The sequence below is a fragment of the Achromobacter sp. ISS7 genome, assembly GCF_056523125.1.
The window spans coordinates 6,792,695-6,807,271 of the sequence record NZ_JAWRZD010000001.1 but is presented as its reverse complement, the minus strand read 5'-3'; the positions used below and the strand labels follow the sequence as shown (position 1 = coordinate 6,807,271).

The following is a 14,577-nucleotide window of genomic DNA, read 5'->3' as shown; positions in this document are numbered from 1 at the left end:
ATGTACGACACCCTCATCGGCAATGTCCGCGTGCTCGACGGCTCGGGCGGCGCCGAATACATCGCCGACGTCGCGCTGTCCGGCGGCCGCATCGCGGCCATCGGCGACCTGTCCGGCCAGCCGGCGGGGCAGATCATCAACGGCGCCGGCCTGGCGCTCGCGCCCGGCTTCATCGACGTCCACACCCACGACGACACCAACGTCATCCGCACCCCCGGCATGCTGCCCAAGCTGTCGCAGGGCGTGACCACGGTGGTGGTGGGCAACTGCGGCATCAGCGCCTCGCCGGTATCGCTGCGCGGCGAACCGCCCGACCCGATGAACCTGCTGGGCCAGCGCGACGACTTCGCCTACCCGACCTTCGCCGACTACACCCGCGCCATCGAGGCCGCGCATCCCGCCGTCAACGTCGCCGCGCTGGTCGGCCACACCGCCCTGCGCAACAACCACATGGACCGCCTCGACCGCAGCGCCACGCGCGACGAAGTGATGGCCATGCGCGAGCAACTGCGCGAAGCCCTGGCCCACGGCGCCATCGGCCTGAGCACCGGCCTGGCCTACGGCTCGGCAATCGAAGCCGACACCGCCGAGGTCAAGTTGCTGGCCGAAGTCCTGGACGAATTCGGCGCGCTCTACACCACCCACCTGCGCTCGGAATTCGCCGCCATCCTGGAAGCCATGCAGGAAGCCTTCGACATCGCCCTGCACGCCCGCGTGCCGGTGGTGGTGTCGCACCTGAAGTGCGCCGGCGCCGGCAACTGGGGCCGCACCAAGGAAGTGCTGTTCAAACTGGAGAACGCCGGCCGCATGCAGCACGTGGGCTGCGACTGCTACCCGTACTCGGCCAGCTCGTCCACCCTCGACCTCAAGCAGGTCACCGACGAATTCGACATCGACATCACTTGGTCGGTGCCGCACCCCGAACAGGCCCGCCGCAAACTGTCCGCCATCGCCGCCGACTGGAACGTGTCCCTGCTCGACGCCGCCAGGCGCCTGCAACCGGCCGGCGCGGTCTATCACAACATGCACGAAGACGACGTGCGCCGCGTGCTGTCGAACCGGCTCACCATGGTCGGCTCCGACGGCCTGCCCAACGACCCCATGCCGCACCCGCGCCTGTGGGGCGCCTTCCCGCGCGTGCTGGGCCACTACAGCCGCGACGTCGGCCTGTTCCCGCTGCCCGAAGCCGTCCACAAGATGACCGGCCTGTCCGCCGCCCGCTTCGGCCTGGCCGAACGCGGCCTGGTGCGCGAAGGCTTCCACGCCGACCTGGTGCTGTTCGACCCCGCCACCGTCATCGACCGCGCCACCTTCGCCGCCCCGGTCCAGACCGCCGCCGGCATCGAGGCCGTCTGGGTCAACGGCGTCCTGTCCTACCGCCACGGCCAACCCACCGGCGACCGCGCCGGCCGCTGGCTGCCCCGCAACGGCGACCTGCGCGCCAGCTTCGCCGCCTCAACCCCCGCCCTTCAGGAGCCCTGACATGAGCACCACCCCCACCGCCGACAACAACGGCATCACCCGCTACGGCGTCGCCGGCGGCACCGGCCAAGGCGGCTCCCACATGCCCTTCGCCCGCGCCGTCGCCGCCGACGGCTGGCTCTACGTCTCGGGCCAGGTCCCCATGGAAAACGGCGAAGTCATCGAAGGCGGCACCGTGGCCCAATCCCACAAGGCCATCCAGCAAGTCCTCGCCATCCTCAAGGAAGCCGGCTACGGCCCCGAACACGTCGTGCGCTGCGGCGTCTGGCTCGACGACGCCCGCGACTTCCCCTCGTTCAACAAAGTCTTCAAGGAATACTTCGGCGCAAATCCCCCGGCCCGCGCCTGCGTGCAGTCGCCGCTGATGGTGGATGCAAAGGTGGAAATCGACTGCGTGGCGTATAAGCGCCCGTAATTCGCAACGGGCCCCCACGCACCATCAAATCGTCAGGCGAAAAAAAGCGGTTCCAGCGAACCGCTTCATCAGCGCGCAGCGCCCCCCGCCCCGCCGCAAGACATCACGTATGCCGGAATCGGCCGCCCGCGCGGCCGATTCCGGCGGGCGACGCAAACCTCTCACATGCCCCCTAGGCCTAGCAGCGCCACAAATCTCGAAACCGGTAGCCCGGCGCGGGGCGCGCAGGCGGTGAGCGCGCCGTCGATGCGCCCGACGGAATCTGAAGGGAAGGCCAAAGGCCTGGACGAAGATGAGGAAGGGGGGGCCGCCTAGGCAAGTCCGGAGCGAACGCTTCGGACCGCAATCGTTGGCGCGCTCACCGCCTGCGCGCCCCGTGACGGGCGGCCTACGAAGCAAGCCCCGCCGCCCACCTACATCTTGACCACATCCACGCCCTTAGGCGCCACAAACCGAAACTCCCCCTCCCCCAGCTTGGGATTGGGAACGATCCCGGAAAGATCCACCCGCGTCGTCTGCCCGAAAGAATCGAGCAACTCCACCCGCACCGGCAAATTGTCCTTCATCCCGATATCCACCCGGGAGAACCCCGCATCCGCCGTCCGCGGCTTCGCCCGCAGCCAGTCGACGCCATCCTTGGAAGGCAGCGCCGACACATCGAACGACTGCTCCAGCGACCCCGACCCGAACAGGATCGCCGCCGGCGACGTCCCGATCGCCGCATCCACCTTGCGCTCGGTCACCTGTGCCAGATCCGGATCGAACTGGAACACCTGCCGCCCATCGGAAATCACCAGCTGTTCATAAGGCTTCTGCACCGCCCACTTGAACTTGCCCGGCCGCTGGAACGAAAACACGCCCGTCTGCGCCGGCTGCGTGCGCCCCTGCGGATTCACGGTGTACTGCGAAAACGACCCCGTCGCCGCCGTCACCGTGTTCACGAACGCGCGCAACTGCTCCTGCGCCGTGGCGGCCATGGCCGAAGCCGGCGCCAACGCGGGGGCCACGCAAAATGCCAGGGCGGCGGCCAGGCCGCGAAACGTCTTCATCATGCTTCCTCTCGAGCGGCGGCGGGCACCAGGATCTCCCGGTTGCCATTGGACTGCATCGCCGAAACGATACCCGATTGCTCCATCTGTTCCAGTAACCGCGCCGCACGGTTGTAACCAATGCGCAGGTGGCGCTGCACCAGCGAAATCGAGGCGCGGCGATGCTTGAGCACCACCTCGCAGGCCTGGTCGTACATCGGGTCCGACTCGGCGTCGCCGCCGATGCCGGTGACGCTGCTGGCGCCTTCGCCGCTGTCGCCATCCAGGCCGCCTTCCAGCAGGCCTTCGATGTAGTTCGGCTCGCCTTGCGCCTTCAGGCTTTCGACCACGCGGTGGACCTCATCGTCGCCCACGAAGGCGCCGTGCACGCGCACCGGCAGGCCGGTGCCCGGCGGCATGTAGAGCATGTCGCCCTGGCCCAGCAGGGTCTCGGCGCCCATCTGGTCGAGAATGGTGCGCGAGTCGATCTTGGACGACACCTGGAACGCGATGCGGGTCGGGATGTTGGCCTTGATCAGGCCGGTGATGACGTCGACGCTGGGTCGCTGCGTCGCCAGGATCAGGTGGATGCCGGCCGCGCGCGCCTTCTGCGCCAGGCGGGCGATCAGCTCTTCGATCTTCTTGCCCACCACCATCATCAGGTCGGCCAGCTCGTCGATCACCACCACGATCGTCGGCAGCGGCGTCAGGGGCTCGGGCTGGTCCGGCGTCAGCGAGAACGGATTCGGGATCGGTTCCTCGCGCTTGATGGCGTCGCGGATCTTGGTGTTGTAGCCAGCCAGGTTGCGCACGCCCATCTTGCTCATCAGGCGGTAGCGCTTCTCCATTTCGCCCACGCACCAGTTCAGCGCGTTGGCGGCATGGCGCATGTCCGTGACCACCGGCGCCAGCAGGTGCGGGATGCCTTCGTAGACGCTCATTTCGAGCATCTTCGGGTCGATCAGGATCAGGCGGGTGTGCGAGGCGTCGGCCTTGTACAGCAGCGACAGGATCATGGCATTGATCCCGACCGACTTGCCCGACCCGGTCGTGCCCGCCACCAGCAGGTGCGGCATCTTGGCCAGGTCGGCCACCACCGGATTGCCGGCGATATCCTTGCCCAGCGCCATGGTCACGACCGAATGGCTGGCGTGATAGGTCTGCGAGCCCAGGATCTCGGACAGCTTGACCATCTGGCGACGCGGGTTGGGCAGTTCCAGGCCCATCAGGTTCTTGCCGGGAATGGTTTCCACCACCCGGATGCTGACCAGGCTGAGCGCCCGCGCCAGGTCCTTGGCCAGGTTGACGATCTGGCTGCCCTTGACGCCGGTGGCCGGCTCGATTTCGTAACGCGTGATGACCGGACCGGCCTGCGCCGCCACCACGGTGACGGACACGCCGAAGTCGGCCAGCTTCTTTTCGATCAGGCGCGAGGTGAATTCGATGGTCTCGGCCGACACGGTTTCCTGGTTGGCCACCGGCGGATCCAGCAGGCTGATGGCCGGCAGGTCGCCCTCGCCGCCCGGCGGCGGCGCGAAGAACAGCGACTGCTGCTTTTCCTTTTCGACGCGTTCGGACTTGGGCACCACGGTGATCGCCGGCTCGATGCGCACCGGCTGTTCATGCACCAGCTTTTCCTGCTTGGCCACCACCTGCTCGGTACGCACGGCCTTGGCCACTTCGCCGACCTTGCGGTCTTCGCGCGCGGCGTAGGAATTGCGCATGCGGCGCACCAGGCCTTCGAGCCAGGAGCCGACGCGCTCGGCCACGGTCAGCCACGAGAACGAGAAAAACAGGCTAAGACCGATCGCCAGCATCACCAGGAAGGCCAGCGTGCTGCCGGTGAAACCGATGCTGCGGCCCATCAGGTCGGCCAGGGTGTGGCCGATGACGCCGCCGGCGCCGCTGGCGCTTTCCGAGGCGCCCGGCAGGTGGGTGCCGCGGCTGGCCAGGCGCAGGGCTTCCATGCCCAGCGAGCCGATCAGCAGCAGGAAGAAGCCGATGCCCTCTTCCCAGTGGACGCGCGGCAACACTTCCGGCTGCTTACCATTGGTAACGCGAAGATGGCTGGCAAGGCGGCGGTAACCCGCCCGCACCCGGTGCAGCAGCAGGATGACCCACCACCAGGCGGAGAAACCGAACAGGTACAGCAGGATGTCCGCCAGGTAGGCGCCGAGGGTTCCGCCCCTATTATGGATGGTCCCGGCGGGGACGGAATGGGACCAGCCCGGGTCGGCGGCGCTCCAGGTGGCCAGCACCAGGGTGAGCCAGGCGGCCAGGGCGGCGAAGAGGATCCAGCGGGCCTCGCGCAGCAACGCGGAAATACGCGTCTGCAGCGGCGAGGGCCCGTTGCGGGTGTTGCGCGAAGCGCGCGGAGAAGCAGTCGAGATACGCGGCATGCGGCTCATTATAATTGGGCGTTAACCTAAAGATACCCGCCCATGTCCACGCCTACGCACGCTAAAGTTTTGATACTCGGATCCGGCCCTGCCGGTTACACGGCGGCCGTCTATGCGGCACGCGCCAATCTGAGCCCCGTCCTTGTTACAGGTTTGGCCCAAGGTGGCCAGCTGATGACCACCACGGACGTCGACAACTGGCCGGCCGACGCCGACGGCGTGCAGGGTCCTGACCTGATGCAGCGCTTCCAGAAGCACGCCGAGCGCTTCAACACCGAAATGCTGTTCGACCACATCGCCAAGGTCGACCTGTCCAAGCCTCCGTTCACCCTAACCGGCGACACCGGCAAGGTCTACACCTGCGACGCCCTGATCATCGCCACCGGCGCCTCGGCCAAGTACCTGGGCCTGCCTTCGGAAGAGGCCTTCATGGGCCGTGGCGTGTCCGGCTGCGCCACCTGCGACGGTTTCTTCTACCGCAACCAGGACGTGGTCGTGGTCGGCGGCGGCAACACCGCCGTCGAGGAAGCCCTGTACCTGTCCAACATCTGCCGCAAGGTCACCCTGATCCACCGCCGCGACAAGTTCCGCGCCGAGCCGATCCTGGTCGACAAGCTGATGAGCAAGGTCGAGAACGGCAACATGGAACTGAAGGTGTTCCATACGCTGGAAGAAGTGCTGGGCGACGACAGCGGCGTCACCGGCGTGCGCGTGCGCCACGTCGACACCGGCGCCACCGAAGACCTGAAGGCCACCGGCGCCTTCATCGCCATCGGCCACCAGCCCAATACCGACATCTTCAAGGGCCAGCTCGAGATGAAGGACGGCTACATCGTCACCAAGAGCGGCCTGTCCGGCATGGCCACCATGACCTCGGTCCCGGGCGTGTTCGCCGCCGGCGACGTGCAGGACCACGTCTACCGCCAGGCCATCACCAGCGCCGGCACGGGCTGCATGGCCGCCCTGGACGCACAACGGTGGCTGGAGAATGCGGGGCAATAAGGTCGGCGCGGCCGACCTGAAACGCCTCAAGAAAGACCTGCAGGCCGAGCAAGAGCGCGCCGCCCTCGCCCAGCGGGTGGCGGCGCTGAAGAAGACCGCGCCGGCGCCCGGCGCGGACACCGATCCGGCCGACGACATGGCCGCGTTCCGCCGCACCATGCAGACGGTCAAGCCGATCAGGCAGGTCGCGCGCGCCGAGCACAAGCCGGCGCCGCAGCCGGCCCCGGCCCTACGCCGCGCCAACGCGCTGGGCGAAACGTCCCCGCGCGCGGACGTTGGCGTCTCGGACGGCGGCGAAATCACGCACCTGCTGTCCGAAGGCGGCACCGCCTTCGTGCGCAGCGATGCCGCGCCCGACACCGCGCGCAACCTGCGCCGCGGCCAGTGGCGCGCCGGCGCCGAACTCGACCTGCATGGCCTGCGCGTGGAACAGGCGCGCCACGCCATGCTGTCGTTCCTGGACGAGTGCCAGGAACACGGCATCCGCTGCGTGCGCATCGTGCACGGCAAGGGCTATGGCTCCGAAGGGCTGGAGCCGGTGCTCAAGGACAAGGCCCGCACCTGGCTGGTGCAGAAGACCGAAGTCCTGGCGTTTTCCGAGGCGCCCGAACGCGAAGGCGGCGCTGGCGCCCTGCTGGTGCTGCTGCGCCAATCCGAAGGACCGCGCAAATGAAGTGGCTCTACCTGGGCATCGCCATCATCGCCGAGATCTTCGCCACCAGCGCCCTGAAAAGCTCCGACGGCTTTTCGCGCCTGCTGCCGTCGGTGGTGACGGTGTTCGGCTACATGATCTCGTTCTATTTCCTGTCGCTGACGCTGCGCGAGGTGCCGGTCGGCATCGCCTACGCCATCTGGTCGGGCGTGGGCATCGTGCTGATCTCCATCGTCGGCGCGCTGGTCTTCAAGCAGCACCTGGACACCCCCGCGCTGATCGGCATCGGCCTGATCATCGCCGGCGTGGTGGTCATGAACGTCTTCTCGAAGTCCGTGTCGCACTGAGCCGCCCCGGGCGCAAGCCCGGGTCCGGCCGCCCGATGCCAGCCCGCACGATCAGGCCGTGCCGTTTTCGGCGGGCGGCTTGGGCGCGCCCGGATGGCGCAGGTAATCCACCAGCGCCAGCGTGGCGCGGTCCGGCGGCGGCGTCAGCAGCGACACCACGATGATCGTCAGGAACGCCACCGGCGCGCCGAACACGCCAGCCGCGATCGGCTGGATGCCCCACCACAGGTCCACCGGCTGGGTTCGCGAAATCCCCAGCACCCATTCCCGCAACCACGGATGCGTGTGCGTCATGTAGGCGAAGGTCACCAGCAGCCCCGCCGCCATGCCGAGCGTGGCGCCCCATTTGTTGGCGCGGCGCCAGAACACCCCCATCACCAGCGCCGGGAAGAACGACGAGGCCGCGAACGAGAACGCCGCCGACACCATGAACAGGATGTCGGCCGGCTTGCGCGCCGCCACCCAGGCCGCGCCGAACGCCACCACCAGCAACAGGATCTTGGACACCATCACCCGCCGCGCCGCCGACATGCGCGGCGATACCATGCGATACCACATGTCGTGCGACAGCGAATTGGACAGGGTCAGCAGCAGGCCGTCGGCGGTCGACAGCGCTGCCGCCAGGCCGCCCGCCGCGACCAACCCCGAAATCACATAGGGCAGCCCGCCGATTTCAGGCATCGCCAGCACCACCACGTCGGCGCCGATGCTGATCTCGCTGAGCTGCACCACGCCGTCGCGATTGATGTCGGTGACATCCAGCAGGTTGCTGTCGACCGCGCTCCAGGCATGCACCCAATTCGGCAGGCTGAGGAAATTCGACCCCACCACCTGCGTATAGACCTCGTACTTCACCAGCAGCGCCAGCGCCGGCGCCATGAAATACAGCAGCAGGATGAACAGCAGCGACCAGCACACCGAGCGGCGCGCCTCGATCACCGACGAGGTCGTGTATGACCGCATCAGGATGTGCGGCATGCCCGCCGTGCCCAGCATCAGGCACAGCACCAGCGCCAGGAAATTGATGCGCATGTTGCGCCGTTCCTCCGGGTCTTCCGACGGAAATGGCTCGGCATGCGGGGTCAGCGGCGCGGCGCGCGCCTCGAAGGTGGCCTTGGCCTGCGACCAGGCGATCCTGGCCTCCTCCTCGTTGGGCGGAAAGGCCGCCAGTTCGCGCTCGACCGAGCGGATCTCGACCATCGGCGCATCGCTGGCGTTGAGCTGGGCCAGGCGGCTGCGCAGCTTGTCTTTTTCCAGCGCCCAGGACTCGGGCAGGTCGCGCACCCGTTGCGCCATCTCGTCGGCGCGTTCCTGCCACAGGCGGCGCACCTCGATCTCGGCCGGATCGTTCCGCAGATAGACCTCTTTTTCCGTCACCTGCTGCAGCACCGCGCCGGCCGACAGCTGCGGCACCGGCATGTCGGTGTGCTTGATCGACAGCCACACCACCGGCACCAGATAGGCGATGACCAGGATGATGTACTGCCCCACCTGGGTCCAGGTGACGGCGCGCATGCCGCCCAGGAACGAACAGACCAGCATGCCGCCCAGCGCCACGAAGATGCCCAGCTCGAACGAAATGCCGGTCATGCGCGTGGTGATGATGCCCACGCCGTAGATCTGCGCCACCAGGTAGGTGAACGAACACAGGATGGCGCAGGCCACGCCCGCCAGCCGCGGCAGGTTGCCGCCGTAGCGCGCGCCCATGAAGTCGGGAATGGTGTATTGGCCGAAGCGGCGCAGGTAGGGCGCCAGCAGCATCGCCACCAGCACGTAGCCGCCGGTCCAGCCCATGATGTAGGCCAGGCCGCCGTAACCCGTCAGGTACAGCGTGCCCGCGACCCCGATGAAGGAGGCCACCGACATCCAGTCGGCGGCGGTGGCCATGCCGTTGTAGAAGGCCGGCACCCGCCGGCCGGCCACGTAGTATTCAACCTGGTCCGAGGTGCGGCAGACGATGCCGATGCCCGCGTACAGGCTGACCGTGACCAGCAGGAACACATAGCCGATCCAGTTGCGCGGCAGGCCCAGGATCTCGGCCAGCGCCATCAGCAGGATCATCAGCGCGAAGCCGGCTGTGTACAGCACGTAGATGCGGCGCAGCCGGATGCTGAATTGCTGCGGGGTATCTCCGCCGAAAGGCATCAGGAGTCCCCCTTGGCCTCTTCCGAGCGCTGGTCGGCGCGGTTCATGATCCGCGCATAGATGCCGATGAGGATGAGATAGGCCAGCGGCGCCCCGTAGGCCGCCATCCAGAACGAGAACGGCCAGCCGATGAAGTCGAACGACAGGCTGCGGGCGAAATAGGAAGGAATGAACGTCAGCGCGGCCCAGACGACCAGCAACAGCACGATCAGCCGCACATTGCGGCGCCAGTAGCGTGTAGGGACGGGCTTGGAGGAAACGCGGGATTCCGGCATAGCTAGCGTGAGCGAAACCTGGGGAATATCGCGAAACGCGACGCTGGAAAAAACCCTGGCGTGCGGAATACGGGCTTTTTATGCGACAACGGCCGGCACTGCCTGGTGCCAGCCGTTGTGCGTTTTGCTTTTCTTGAGTACTGCTACTTTTTTATGTACCGGTGCCGCCGGTAATTGCCCATGCAGGGCTTTGTCTCCTCACCTGCATGGGAAGAGATTCTGCACCAGATGCGGGAATGCCACACTAGGGGAATGCCCTAATTCGGCGCATTCATTTACATATTCCATGCACCACAGTAGTGCATTTTGGTGGTCGTGTTCTAAATATTGGGATTTTTTCGGTCCAGACCCGCTTTCCGGAGGCTGCCGACCGCCCCGATTTTGAGCCAGCCTCAACTACCGTCCGCCCCGCCGCCCGGTTCCGGGCACCCGCGCCGCGCCATGGCGGCGCATCCGCTGGCCGGAATGATAGCGGCGCGTCTTTACGTTCCGTTTACACCCCCCCGCCAAAGCTATACCCCGTTTTTACCCCCTGCTCCGTAACCTGCCGGTGTCCTGATTGGTCACTTCGCCCGCGCGGTCCGCATCCCCTTTTGCCGCCCGGGCCCGTCGTTCGAAGGGAGCCCGCTCCCGGGAGGAAAAACGTGGATGCCATCTATATCGCGATCTTCGCCGTCATGGCCGGGCTGACCTACGCCCTGGTCTCGTTCTGCGAAGCCTTGTCCTCGGGAGAGCAACCATGAGCTGGCTCTATTGGCTGAGCGGCATCACGTCCGCGCTGCTGTTCGTGTACCTGCTGGTTGCCTTGTTCAAACCGGAGAAGTTCTGATGACTGCCGAATTCGTCGGACTGCTGGTCGTGTACCTGGTGGTCCTGCTCGCGATCGCGCCCTTTCTCGGGCGCTATATCCGCATCGCCATGGAAAACGGGCAATCCCGGCTGACCGCCTGGGGCCGCCCGCTGGAACGTGGCATCTACCGGCTGGCGGGCATCGACCCGCAAGCCGAAATGGGCTGGAAGCGCTATGCGCTGGCCGTGCTCGCCTTCAACATCCTGGGCATCGTGGCGGTCTACGCGCTGCAACGCCTGCAGGGCCTGCTGCCGCTGAACCCGGCCGGCATGGGCGCCGTCTCGCCCGATTCCTCGCTCAACACCGCCATCAGCTTCGTGGCCAACACCAACTGGCAAGGCTACGGCGGCGAATCGACGATGAGCTACCTGACGCAGATGCTGGCGCTGACGGTGCAGAACTTCGTCTCGGCCGCCACCGGCATCGCGGTGCTGTTCGCGCTGATCCGCGGGCTGGCGCGCCATTGCTCGGCGACGGTGGGCAACTTCTGGGCCGACATGGTGCGCAGCACGCTGTATGTGCTGCTGCCCCTGTCGCTGGTGCTGGCGCTGGCGCTGGTCAGCCAGGGCGTGATCCAGAACTTCAGCCCCTACCAGGACGTGCAGACGGTCGAAGCCCTGCACTATGACCAGCCGCGCGTTGACGCCCAGGGGCAGCCGGTGCTGGACGCCAAGGGCCAGCCCGTGACCGATCCCGCAGTCACGCAGACGCAGACGCTGGCGATGGGCCCGGTCGCCTCGCAGGAGGCGATCAAGATGCTGGGCACCAACGGCGGCGGTTTCTTCAACGCCAACTCGGCCCATCCCTTTGAAAACCCGACGGCCGTGTCGAATTTCCTGGAGATGCTGGCGATCCTGGTGATCCCGGCGGCGCTGTGCTTCACCTTCGGCGAGATGGTCGGCAACCGGCGCCAGGGCATCGCCATCCTGGCGGCCATGACCCTGCTGTTCGTGGTGTTCGCGCTGCTCACCGCCTATTCCGAGCAGCAGGCCAACCCGATGACGGCGCAGGCCGGCGTCGACACCACCATGAGCGCGCTCTCGCCCGGCGGCAACATGGAAGGCAAGGAGACCCGCTTCGGCATCGCCGCCACGTCGCTGTTCGCCACCATCACCACGGCGGCCTCGTGCGGCGCGGTCAACGGCATGCACGACTCGCTCAGCGCGCTGGGCGGCCTGTCGCCGATGCTGCTGATGCAGCTGGGCGAGGTGGTCTACGGCGGCGTCGGTTCCGGGCTTTACGGCATGCTGGCGTTCGCGATCCTGGGCGTCTTCATCGCCGGGCTGATGATCGGCCGCACGCCGGAATACCTGGGCAAGAAGATCGAGGCCTACGACATGAAGATGGTCTCGATCGTGATCCTGGCGACGCCGCTGCTGGTGCTGGGCGGCACGGCGCTGGCGGTGTCGGTGACGGCCGGCCAGGCCGGCGTGCTGAACCCGGGCATCCACGGTTTCTCCGAGATCCTGTACGGACTGTCCTCGGCCGCCAACAACAACGGCAGCGCCTTCGCCGGCCTGTCCGCCAACACGCCCTTCTACAACGTGTTGCTGGGCATCGCCATGTGGTTCGGCCGCTTCGCCATCATCGTCGCGGTGCTGGCGATGGCCGGCTCGCTGGCGGCCAAGCGCCGCCTGCCCGCCGGCCCCGGCAGCATGCCCACCACCGGCCCGCTCTTCGTGGTGCTGCTGATCGGCGCGGTGCTGCTGGTGGGCGCCCTGACTTATGTGCCCGCGCTGGCCCTGGGCCCGGTCGCGGAACACCTGCAACCCTGAATGCAACAGGCTAGGAAAGAAAATGGCCAAGATTGATATGCCAACCCAAGGCGCCGGCGGCGGCGCCGCCCGCGCGCCGTCGGCCGCGCCGCTCGAACGCAAGTTCGGCATGTGGTCGGGCGCGCTGGTCGGCCCCGCGCTGGTCGACAGCCTGCGCAAGCTCTCGCCCGCCGCGCAGCTCAAGAACCCCGTGATGTTCGTGGTCTACGTGGGCAGCATCCTGACCACGATCCTGTGGATCATGGCGCTGCGTGGCCAGGCCGAGGCGCCCGCGGGCTTCATCCTCGCGATCTCCGTGTGGCTCTGGTTCACCGTGCTGTTCGCCAACTTCGCCGAAGCGCTGGCCGAAGGCCGCGGCAAGCAGCAGGCCGCCACCCTGCGCGGCCTGCGCACCACCATCGACGCGCGCCTGCTCAAGGGCTTTCGCGACGAGGATGCCGCCCGCGCCGAACCGGCGTTGTGGCGTGACCAGGCCATCAAGCAAGCCTCCGGCCTGCTGCGCCGCAATGACGTGGTGCTGGTGGAAGCCGGCGAAACCATCCCGGGCGACGGCCAGGTCATCGCCGGCGTGGCCTCGGTGGACGAAAGCGCCATCACCGGCGAATCGGCCCCGGTCATCCGCGAATCCGGCGGCGACTTCTCGTCCGTCACCGGCGGCACGCGGGTGCTGTCAGACTGGATCTTCGTGCGCATCGCCGCCGATCCGGGCGAAAGCTTCCTGGACCGCATGATCGCAATGGTCGAAGGCGCCAAGCGCCAGAAGACGCCCAACGAACTGGCGCTGACCATCCTGCTGGTCGGCCTGACGGTGGTGTTCCTGCTGGTGGTCGCGACGCTGATGCCTTTCTCGATCTACTCCGTCAGCGCGGCCGGCGGCGGCAGCGCCGTCACCGTCACGGTGCTGGTGGCGCTGCTGGTCTGCCTGATCCCCACCACCATCGGCGGCCTGCTGTCGGCCATCGGCGTGGCGGGCATGAGCCGCATGATGGGCGCCAACGTCATCGCCACCTCGGGCCGCGCGGTGGAAGCCGCCGGCGACGTCGACGTGCTGCTGCTGGACAAGACCGGCACCATCACCTTCGGCAACCGCCAGGCCTCGACCTTCCTGCCCGCGCCCGGCGTGTCGCCGCGCGAACTGGCGGACGCCGCGCGCCTGGCCTCGCTGGCCGACGAAACGCCGGAAGGCCGCAGTATCGTGGCGCTGGCCGACAAGGCCATCCACGCCCCGGCCGTGCGCGCCCCGGACGCCGAGTACGTGCCGTTCACCGCGCAGACCCGCATGAGCGGCGTCAACCTGAAGGACCGCATCATCCGCAAGGGCGCGGTCGACGCGGTGCGCGCCTGGCTGGCCGAGCAGGACGCCGTGGTGCCCGAGCAGGTGCTGCGCCTGGCCGAGGACGTCGCGCGCCGCGGCAGCACGCCGCTGATGGTCAGCGACGGCAACCGCGCCCTGGGCGTGGTCGAGCTGAAGGACATCGTCAAGCCCGACATCCAGTCGCGCTTCGCCGAACTGCGCCGCATGGGCATCAAGACCGTGATGATCACCGGCGACAACAAGCTCACCGCCGCCTCCATCGCCGCCGAAGCCGGGGTCGACGACTTCCTGGCCGAAGCCACGCCGGAAGCCAAGCTCAAGCTGATCCGCGCCTACCAGGGCGAAGGCCGCCTGGTGGCGATGACCGGCGACGGCACCAACGACGCGCCGGCGCTGGCCCAGGCCGACGTCGCGGTGGCGATGAACTCGGGCACCCAGGCCGCCAAGGAGGCCGGCAACATGGTGGACCTGGATTCCAACCCCACCAAGCTCATCGAGATCGTCGAGATCGGCAAGCAGATGCTGATGACACGCGGCGCGCTCACCACCTTCAGCATCGCCAACGACGTGGCCAAGTATTTCGCCATCATCCCGGCGGCGTTCGCCACGGTGTATCCGCAGCTGAACGTGCTGAACATCATGGGCCTGACCACGCCGGCCTCGGCCATCCTGTCGGCCGTGATCTTCAACGCGCTCATCATCATCGTGCTGATCCCGCTGGCGCTCAAGGGCGTGCGCTACCGCCCGCTGGGCGCCTCGGTCCTGCTGCGCCGCAATCTGCTGATCTATGGGCTGGGCGGCCTGCTGGTGCCGTTCGCCGGCATCAAGCTGGTCGACATGGTGCTGGCCGCCCTGGGCTGGGTCTGACCCGCGCCCGTCACTGGAAAGGAAC

12 protein-coding genes are annotated in these 14,577 nt (G+C 67.4%); 8 read left to right on the top strand and 4 right to left on the bottom strand.

What is annotated here, in order from left to right; translation table 11 throughout:
- The gene (locus tag AC1HFW_RS30990; protein WP_479286362.1) at positions 1–1,482 is read left to right on the top strand and encodes an N-acyl-D-amino-acid deacylase family protein; all 1,482 of its coding nucleotides are present in this window, start codon (positions 1–3) and stop codon (positions 1,480–1,482) included.
- Position 1,483: 1 nt separating this feature from the next.
- Positions 1,484–1,897, top strand: a complete 414-nt coding sequence (locus AC1HFW_RS30985; protein ID WP_006393255.1) for a RidA family protein — start codon at positions 1,484–1,486, stop codon at positions 1,895–1,897.
- A 413-nt stretch (positions 1,898–2,310) separates the two neighbouring features.
- On the opposite strand, the gene lolA is transcribed toward AC1HFW_RS30985, so the two are convergent.
- Both lolA and AC1HFW_RS30975 read right to left on the bottom strand, forming a co-directional pair.
- Positions 2,311–2,946 (bottom strand): outer membrane lipoprotein chaperone LolA, encoded by a 636-nt coding sequence (gene lolA / locus AC1HFW_RS30980; RefSeq protein ID WP_061072284.1) that lies wholly within the window; start codon positions 2,944–2,946, stop codon positions 2,311–2,313.
- Positions 2,946–5,324 (bottom strand): DNA translocase FtsK, encoded by a 2,379-nt coding sequence (locus AC1HFW_RS30975; protein WP_104021606.1) that lies wholly within the window; start codon positions 5,322–5,324, stop codon positions 2,946–2,948. The genes lolA and AC1HFW_RS30975 overlap by 1 nt, the downstream gene beginning before the upstream one ends.
- 42 nt (positions 5,325–5,366) lie before the next feature.
- On the opposite strand from AC1HFW_RS30975, the gene trxB reads away from it, so the two are divergent.
- The 3 genes from trxB to AC1HFW_RS30960 are packed head-to-tail and all read left to right on the top strand — an operon-like array spanning position 5,367 to position 7,325.
- The gene (trxB, locus tag AC1HFW_RS30970; protein WP_479286360.1) at positions 5,367–6,326 is read left to right on the top strand and encodes a thioredoxin-disulfide reductase; all 960 of its coding nucleotides are present in this window, start codon (positions 5,367–5,369) and stop codon (positions 6,324–6,326) included.
- Positions 6,313–6,999, top strand: coding sequence for a Smr/MutS family protein (locus tag AC1HFW_RS30965; protein ID WP_006393251.1), 687 nt, complete (start codon positions 6,313–6,315; stop codon positions 6,997–6,999). The genes trxB and AC1HFW_RS30965 overlap by 14 nt, the downstream gene beginning before the upstream one ends.
- Positions 6,996–7,325 (top strand): DMT family transporter, encoded by a 330-nt coding sequence (locus tag AC1HFW_RS30960; RefSeq protein ID WP_061072288.1) that lies wholly within the window; start codon positions 6,996–6,998, stop codon positions 7,323–7,325. The genes AC1HFW_RS30965 and AC1HFW_RS30960 overlap by 4 nt, the downstream gene beginning before the upstream one ends.
- Positions 7,326–7,376: 51 nt before the next feature.
- Here the strand turns inward: AC1HFW_RS30960 and AC1HFW_RS30955 are convergent, their stop codons facing one another.
- Together AC1HFW_RS30955 and AC1HFW_RS30950 are read right to left on the bottom strand one after the other, a co-directional pair.
- Complete coding sequence (locus tag AC1HFW_RS30955) at positions 7,377–9,470, bottom strand: sodium:solute symporter family protein (protein ID WP_006393249.1); 2,094 nt, start codon at positions 9,468–9,470, stop codon at positions 7,377–7,379.
- Complete coding sequence (locus AC1HFW_RS30950; RefSeq protein ID WP_035360037.1) at positions 9,470–9,745, bottom strand: DUF4212 domain-containing protein; 276 nt, start codon at positions 9,743–9,745, stop codon at positions 9,470–9,472. Before AC1HFW_RS30950 ends, AC1HFW_RS30955 begins: the two co-directional genes overlap by 1 nt.
- Before the next feature lie 739 nt (positions 9,746–10,484).
- Between AC1HFW_RS30950 and kdpF the strand changes: the two genes are divergently transcribed.
- The 3 genes from kdpF to kdpB are packed head-to-tail and all read left to right on the top strand — an operon-like array spanning position 10,485 to position 14,552.
- Entirely contained in the window at positions 10,485–10,574 is a 90-nt protein-coding gene (gene kdpF, locus AC1HFW_RS30945; RefSeq protein WP_035360036.1) for a K(+)-transporting ATPase subunit F, read from the top strand.
- On the top strand, positions 10,574–12,370 hold the full coding sequence (gene kdpA, locus AC1HFW_RS30940; RefSeq protein ID WP_479286357.1) for a potassium-transporting ATPase subunit KdpA: 1,797 nt from the start codon (positions 10,574–10,576) through the stop codon (positions 12,368–12,370). The genes kdpF and kdpA overlap by 1 nt, the downstream gene beginning before the upstream one ends.
- A 22-nt stretch (positions 12,371–12,392) precedes the next feature.
- Positions 12,393–14,552 carry a potassium-transporting ATPase subunit KdpB gene (gene kdpB / locus AC1HFW_RS30935; RefSeq protein ID WP_277403169.1) on the top strand — a complete coding sequence of 720 codons (2,160 nt, stop codon included), beginning with the start codon at positions 12,393–12,395 and terminating at the stop codon, positions 14,550–14,552.
- Positions 14,553–14,577: the final 25 nt, after the last annotated feature.